Here is a 7,521-nt window from a genome sequence, read left to right on the forward strand (position 1 = left end):
GCGGGCGCACAGTAAAATGCCCGCACCGATAGACCTGCGCTCCACCACTGCAAGGAATTGTTTTGTTGTCTACTTTCAAAAAACGCCTGGGCGCCAGCGCCGGCGTACTGGCCGCGCTGGCCACTGCCACATTGCTCAGCAGCTGCACCAGCACCAGGATGCCTTCCGCCGTGCCGCCAGGGGACGCGGGCTTGCCCGCCGTGCCGCCCGTGCAGCACATCACGGGGGAAGTCCCGCCGCCAGCGCCGCGCGAGTTCCGCGCCGCCTGGGTCTCGACGGTGGCCAATATCGACTGGCCCAGCCGCAGCAATCTGCCTGTCGCCAAGCAGCAAGCCGAGGCGATCGCCATCCTCGACCGCGCCAAGTCTTTGAACTTGAACGCGATCGTGCTGCAGGTGCGTCCCAGCGCCGACACGATTTACCCGTCGCAACTGGAGCCATGGTCGGAATACCTGACCGGCAAGCAAGGCCAGCCGCCGTTGCCCATGTATGACCCGCTGGCCTTCTGGGTGGCGCAGGCGCATGCCCGTGGCCTGGAATTGCACGCCTGGTTCAATCCTTACCGTGCCCGCCACGCCACGGCCAAGTCGCCGCTGGCGCGCGACAGTTTCGCCTCCACCAACCCGGCGTCCGTCAAGCAGTACGGCCGCTACCTGTGGATGGACCCGGGCGACGCCGCCGCTTCCAAGCACACGACGGACGTGGTGCTGGACGTGGTGCGCCGCTACGATATCGACGGCGTGCACATCGACGATTACTTTTATCCGTATCCGATCGACGCGCCCGGTGCCGGTGCCGGTGCGGAAACGGCCGCGCTGGACGCGGGCAATGGCGGCGCCAAGCGCGAATTGCCGTTTCCCGATGAGCCTTCCTGGCAGCAATATCTGCTGGCCGGTGGCCAACTGGACCGCCCGTCCTGGCGCCGCCAGAACGTCAACCAGCTGATCGAAGCCTTGTATACCGGTATCCACCGCGAAAAGAGCTGGGTGCGTTTCGGCATCAGCCCGTTTGGCATCGGCCGTCCGGACCGCCGCCCTGCCGGCATCGTCGGCTTCAGCCAGTACGATAAATTGTATGCGGATGCGGAACTGTGGCTGGCCAAAGGCTGGCTCGACTATCTGTCTCCGCAGCTGTACTGGCCCGTGGCGCAGGCACCGCAGGCGTTTGGCGTGCTGCTCGACTACTGGCTGGCGCAAAATCCGTATGGCCGCCATGTGTGGCCCGGCCTGTACACGAGCCGCATCGACAATTCTGCCAAGTCCTTCACGCCGCAAGAGATCATCAAGCAGGTGGAAGTGACGCGCACGCGCCCTGGCGCGAATGGACAAGTGCATTTCAGCATGGTGCCTTTGATGCAGAACCGCAAGGGTGTCAGCGACCAGCTCAAGGCCAGCGTCTACCAAAGCCCTGCCCTGATTCCCGCCACGCCGTGGCTGGGCAAGGACGCGCCCGGCACGCCGGCCGTGGCCACGCGCCGCGATTCCACCAGCCTGAACCTGAAATTGACGGCGGGCGGCGGCAAGCCCGTGGCGCAGTATGCGGTCTGGGCACGCTTTGGCGAAGACTGGCGTTTTACCGTGGTGACAGGTACGCAGGGCGAACTGACCCTGGTCGACGACGCCGTCGGCAAGGTCAACGCGGTGGTGGTCAGCGCCGTGGACCGTCTGGGCAATGAAAGCCCGCGCGTCACGATGCGCGCACCGTTTACGGCCGCTGCCAAGTAGTTGTTGACCGTTCACTCCTAGTCCATAACCTGCAGGCATGAAACATGCGCAAGCTTTCATGCCTGCCGGGAGCGCTTCGCTTTACACTCATGCCATGATTTCCTTCCCTACCGCCAATATTGATGCTGCCGTCCTCGGTCTGGGCATCGACGCGGGCGGCACGCAAACGCGCTGGGCCTTGGCCGGCGCGGACGGCGCCATCGTGGCGGACGGCGCCGTGGAAGGCTTGTCTGCCTTGCAAATGAGCAGCGCGGCTGGCCGCAGTGCACTGCACGCCACGTTTGCGAAGCTGGCTCAGGCCGTGCTGGCCATTGGCTGGCCGCGCGCCGTGGTGGCGGGCTTGACGGGGTTTGGCGGCGACGACGTGGCTTTGACGCAAGCGCTGGCGGACTTGCTGGTGCTGCAGGCCGGTGACGTGACCATCTGCAACGATATCGAGATCGCCTATCGCGACAGTTTTGAACCAGGCGAAGGTTATCTGGTCTACGCGGGTACGGGCTCGATTGCCGCCTGGATTGATACGGATGGCATATTTCACCGTGCGGGCGGGCGCGGCGTGCTGCTCGACGATGGCGGCGGCGGCTACTGGATCGCCCGTGAAGCGTTGCGCCAGATCTGGCGCCGCGAAGACGAAGCGCCCGGCAGCTGGCAAGCGTCGCCCATGGCCGAGGCCGTGTTTGAACAGCTAGGCGGCAGCGACTGGTCACTGTCGCGCGCCTTCATGTATGGCGAGGATCGCGGTAGCATCGGCCGGCTGGCGCTGGCCGTGGCCGCCAGTGCGGATGCCGACCCGCTGGCGCTGGACATCTTGCAACGTGCCGGGCAGGAATTGGCGCGCCTGGCCCTGGCCCTGACGGCGCGCCATGGCCCGCGCCCCGTGGTGCTGGCGGGACGTGCGGCACAATTGCACCCGGCCATCGCGTCAGCCATGCGCGCTGCTTTGCCGGCATCGTTGACAATGGAGCAAAAAGTTGCCCGGGCACATGAGGCGGCCGCCAAGGTGGCGGTGAAAGCGGCGCTCAGGGCGCTTGTAAAAACTGAACATTTTATTAACCCGAACACGGATCTTTCATGAAAAAAATCGCTCTCGCCATGCTGGTGGCCCTGCTTTCCGCCTGTACCACGCCCGCGCCGCACCTTGACCATAGCTTGAGCGCGCGCAGCCAGAGCCCGCGCGTGAAATTCATCGTCATCCATTACACGGTCAGTGACCTGCCCCGCTCGATCAAGATCCTGACGGAACAAGTGGTCAGCAGCCACTACTTGCTGACGGACACGGACAAGCCGAAGTTTTACGTGCTGGTCGACGAATCGCGCCAGGCCAATCACGCCGGTGTGAGTAACTGGAAGACTTATACACAGTTGAATGTCAGCTCGATCGGCATCGAGATCGTCAATCCGGGCTTCAAGGACACGCCGGAAGGCCGTCTCTGGTATCCGTTTCCCCAGGCGCAGATCGATGAGCTGATTCCACTGTTAAAAGATATCCAGGCCCGTTACAACATCGCGCCGGAAAATATCCTCGGCCATAACGAGATCGCGCCGCAGCGCAAGCAGGATCCGGGGCCGCTGTTCCCATGGCGCCAGCTGGCTGATGCGGGCCTGATCGTCTGGCCGGACGCCAACCGTGTCGCTGCGCAGCGCCTCATTTTTGAGCAGCAAGTGCCGGACGCCGTCTGGTTCCAGAAAAAGCTGGCCCAGCACGGCTATGCGACGCCCAACACGGGCGTGTTCGATGAAGCGACGCGCAATGTGCTGATCGCCTTCCAGATGAAATACCGCAACACGCTGTTCGATGGTACGCCGGATGGCGAAACGGCGGCCCTGCTGGAAGTGCTGACGACGCCGGCCCCGGCTGTTGTTGCAAAGTAGCACGGCCGTTCCAGCCCATGACTTTTTCTTATATGCTGAACGCTGACGGCCCAAGCGGCCATGGCAAGGTAAAGGAATAGCTCATGCGGCTGCGTCATATCGAAGTGTTTCACGCCATCATGCAAGTTGGCACCATCAGCGGCGCCGCCCAAGTGCTGCATATCTCGCAACCGGCCGTGACCAAGGTCTTGCAGCATTGTGAGTTGCAACTGGGCATGCCGCTATTCGAGCGCGTGCGGGGCAAGCTGTATCCAAAACCCGAGGCGCACCGGCTGTTTGTCGAGACGGAAAAGCTCAACCGCGACTTATTGGGCATCCGCCGCCTGGCAGCCAGCCTGAAGGGGCATGCGGTGGAAACCATCCGCCTGGTCTCCACGCCGACGATTGCCATCAGCGTCTTGCCGTTTGCCATGACGGAATGGCGGCGCGACTTTCCCCACACACGTTGCCAACTGGCCACGCATCACACGGGCGAGATCGTCAATACCTTGCGCCTGGGCGAAGCAGACCTGGCCGTCTCCCTGCAAGACCCGCGCCATCCAGGCATCGTGGCCGAGCCGCTCGCGCATGGCGTCATGACGGTGATCGCTCCGTCCGGCACCTGGCATGCGGCCGATTGCGGCACGCCGTTGACGGCGCATGGCCTGAATGGCGAGCTGATCGGCCATGCCGACAACGATCCGCTGGGGGAACTCGTCGTCGCCGCCTGCGAGGCGCAGGATATCCATCCTGTCTTCAGTACCGTGGTGCAGACCTATCAAATCGCCCGCTCGCTGGTGGAAGCGGGCGCTGGCATGGCCGTCGTCGATCCTTTTACGGCCGCGTCCGGTTCGCCCGAGCGCCTGCAGCGCCGGCCATGGGCGCCCGCGATACCTATCCAACTGTATTTATTGACGGCCAGCCACTCGCCGCTGTCGCATGGCGCGCGGCGCTTGGCCGACAGCATCGGCGTGGCGGCGCGCAACTGCCTGGAAAGAGGAGTCTGATGTCTGTTGCAAGTTTGCAATTGGAAGCGGTCAGCAGTGATCCGCAATTTCGCCACCTGAGCAGCATTGCCGGCATCGCCGTCGATCTGCGCTATGCCACACCCGACAATTTCGTCGGCCGCGATTTATACAGCCCCATCGATTGCGCCTGGCTGCACCGCGATGCGGCCGCCGCCCTGGAAAAGGCCGTGGCGTGGCTGGCCGAGCGGCGGCCTGATCATCATCTGCTGGTGCTCGACGCCCTGCGCCCGCAGCGGGTGCAGCAGCAGCTGTGGGATGCGCTGCAGGGAACGGAGCTGCTCGGCTATATCGCCGAGCCGTCGCGTGGCTCCATTCACTCGTTCGGCATGGCGCTCGACATCACTATCGTGGGGCCGGATGGGCAGGAACTGGACATGGGTACAGGCTTTGATGACTTAAGTGAGCGCTCGCACCCGTCACTGGAGCTGGTATTGCTGGAAAAGGGAGAAATTACAGAGGAACAAGTGGGACATCGCCGATTGTTGCGCGACGCCATGTTCCAGGCGGGCTTTTTCGGTATCAACAGCGAATGGTGGCATTTCGATTGCGGCGACCGGGTGCTGGTGCGCCAGACCTACACCCGGGTACTCTGATCAAAAGACCTGTAAACCTTTCAGCATCACGATCAGGATCAGCACGGGCGAGACAAAGCGCAGCAGGAACAGCAGCACATGCGCCAGTTTTCTATTCTGCAACTGGCCGTGGTTGCTGATCGCTTCAATAAAGTTGTGCTTGCCCCAGGCCCAGCCGGTAAACAAGGCAATCGCAATACCGCCCACGGGCAGGAAGATGTTCGACGAGACAAAGTCGAACAGATCAAACATATTCAAGTTAAACAGCTTGAAGTCTGCCAGGGTGCTGTTACTCAGCGCGCACACGGAACCGAGCACGGCCAGCAGCAGCATGGTCACGACGGTGGCCTTGGTGCGTGTCCAGCCGAAGCGTTCATGGAAAATCACCACGGGCACTTCCATCAGCGACAGCATCGCGCCTGTGGCGGCCACGGCTGCCAGGATGAAGAACACTACCATCAGGGCTTGCCCCATGGGGATTTGCGAGAACACGGCCGGGATCGTGATGAATACCAGTGATGGGCCCGCACTGGGGGCGAAGCCAAACGTGAACACGGCGGGGAAGATGGCGATGCCGGCCAGCATGGACACGCCCAGGTCGGCGGCCATCACGCGCAAGGTGGTGACGGGGATATTCTGGTCGTCGCGGAAATAGCTGCCGTAGGTCATCATGGTGCCCATGCCGACAGACAATTTGAAGAAGGCCAGGCCCATGGCCGTCAGCACGACGGAAGCCGTCAGCTTGGAAAAGTCGGGACGGAACAGAAAAGCCAGGCCTTCGCCCGCTTTATCCAGCGACAGGCTGACCGCGCAGAGCAACAGTAGCAGCAGGAATAGCAGCGGCATGAGTTTCTTGGCGATCGCCTCGATGCCCTTGGTCACGCCCAGCATCAGGATGCCGCCGATAAACAGCAACACGCCCCATTGCCACAACAGCGATTGCACGGGATTGCTGATCAGCGAAGCGAAGGCGGCCTCCGTCACCACTTTGTCGCTGCTGAGGATGGAGCCATCGACGGCCTTGGCAATATAGGCGAACACCCAGCCCACCACTTCCGAATAGAACGCCACGATAAGGAAGGCGGCGACCATGCCGATGAGGCCGACCAGCCACCAGGGCTTGCCCTTGGGCGCCAGTTGTTCCATGGTCGAGATAGGGTTGACCTTGGCGCGGCGTCCCAGGGTGATTTCCGCGATCATCACGGGCAATCCTACTAATAAGGTGGCGAGCAGATAGATGAGCAGGAAGCCGGCGCCGCCATTGGCACCCGTCAGGTAGGGGAACTTCCAGATATTGCCGAGACCGACTGCGGAACCGAGGGTGGCGGCGAGCACGCCGAAGCCAGTGGTAAAGCCAGCTCGTTTCAGGGTCAGGCCTGATCCTTGAGCTTGTTGTTTCATGGTGAATCTTCTATGGTGGGGCGCGGATTTGCGCTGAGGGGGCGAAATTGTAGCAGTTGGCCGCAAATACCCTGGAAAAGCCTTGCTTCCGATGGGGCGCTTTGCTATAGTTCGCCTCCCCAATGAGACGCACTAGTTTGCGGCACAAAAGGGACAGCCTTCAGAGGCTGGGTAGTAGAAAAGAAGGAGTTGACGATTGTGCTGAAATGCTTCATACTCTTCCTTCTTCGCAGCTGACAAACACAACGCTTTGTTGATAGCGCGAGAGTGGTAAATAAGCAGTACCGAATACAGTTCTTTAACAATTAACAGTCGATAAGTGTGGGCATTTGATGTAAGTGCAGCGTCAATCTTCGGATTGGCGTCTAACTTAAAATATCAAATGTTCACAAGAAATAATGAAATAGGATACTTCTTCGGAAGTAGCCTGTCAGTTTTTTGAGTGAGCGACCCGTCAGCAATGACGGTGCCAATAAAATGGCAAAGTAACAGAGATTAAACTGAAGAGTTTGATCCTGGCTCAGATTGAACGCTGGCGGCATGCCTTACACATGCAAGTCGAACGGCAGCACGGAGCTTGCTCTGGTGGCGAGTGGCGAACGGGTGAGTAATATATCGGAACGTACCCTAGAGTGGGGGATAACGTAGCGAAAGTTACGCTAATACCGCATACGATCTAAGGATGAAAGTGGGGGATCGCAAGACCTCATGCTCGTGGAGCGGCCGATATCTGATTAGCTAGTTGGTAGGGTAAAAGCCTACCAAGGCATCGATCAGTAGCTGGTCTGAGAGGACGACCAGCCACACTGGAACTGAGACACGGTCCAGACTCCTACGGGAGGCAGCAGTGGGGAATTTTGGACAATGGGCGAAAGCCTGATCCAGCAATGCCGCGTGAGTGAAGAAGGCCTTCGGGTTGTAAAGCTCTTTTGTCAGGGAAGAAAC

Annotated in this window: 6 protein-coding genes and 1 rRNA gene; 6 read left to right on the top strand and 1 reads right to left on the bottom strand. The window is 60.8% G+C overall.

The window, feature by feature from the left end; all coding sequences use genetic code 11:
• Positions 1–62 precede the first annotated feature (62 nt).
• From JaAD80_RS15440 to JaAD80_RS15460, 5 genes are all read left to right on the top strand, one after another.
• Positions 63–1,724 (top strand): glycoside hydrolase family 10 protein, encoded by a 1,662-nt coding sequence (locus JaAD80_RS15440; RefSeq protein ID WP_102295255.1) that lies wholly within the window; start codon positions 63–65, stop codon positions 1,722–1,724.
• 94 nt (positions 1,725–1,818) lie between these two features.
• Positions 1,819–2,799: a BadF/BadG/BcrA/BcrD ATPase family protein gene (locus JaAD80_RS15445; RefSeq protein ID WP_258003013.1), complete on the top strand. Its 981-nt coding sequence runs from the start codon at positions 1,819–1,821 to the stop codon at positions 2,797–2,799.
• Positions 2,796–3,596, top strand: a complete 801-nt coding sequence (locus JaAD80_RS15450; protein ID WP_102295259.1) for an N-acetylmuramoyl-L-alanine amidase — start codon at positions 2,796–2,798, stop codon at positions 3,594–3,596. Before JaAD80_RS15445 ends, JaAD80_RS15450 begins: the two co-directional genes overlap by 4 nt.
• An 83-nt stretch (positions 3,597–3,679) precedes the next feature.
• A complete protein-coding gene (locus JaAD80_RS15455; protein ID WP_102295260.1) occupies positions 3,680–4,582 on the top strand; it encodes a LysR family transcriptional regulator in 903 nt (300 codons plus the stop codon).
• Positions 4,582–5,196, top strand: coding sequence for a M15 family metallopeptidase (locus JaAD80_RS15460; protein WP_102295262.1), 615 nt, complete (start codon positions 4,582–4,584; stop codon positions 5,194–5,196). Before JaAD80_RS15455 ends, JaAD80_RS15460 begins: the two co-directional genes overlap by 1 nt.
• On the opposite strand, the gene JaAD80_RS15465 is transcribed toward JaAD80_RS15460, so the two are convergent.
• Entirely contained in the window at positions 5,197–6,576 is a 1,380-nt protein-coding gene (locus JaAD80_RS15465) for a sodium-dependent transporter (RefSeq protein WP_102295264.1), read from the bottom strand.
• A gap of 497 nt (positions 6,577–7,073) precedes the next feature.
• Between JaAD80_RS15465 and JaAD80_RS15470 the strand changes: the two genes are divergently transcribed.
• Positions 7,074–7,521, top strand: a 16S ribosomal RNA gene (locus JaAD80_RS15470); the annotation flags it as partial.

The sequence above is a fragment of the Janthinobacterium sp. AD80 genome (assembly GCF_002878455.1).
Classification (GTDB): Bacteria; Pseudomonadota; Gammaproteobacteria; order Burkholderiales; family Burkholderiaceae_D; genus Janthinobacterium.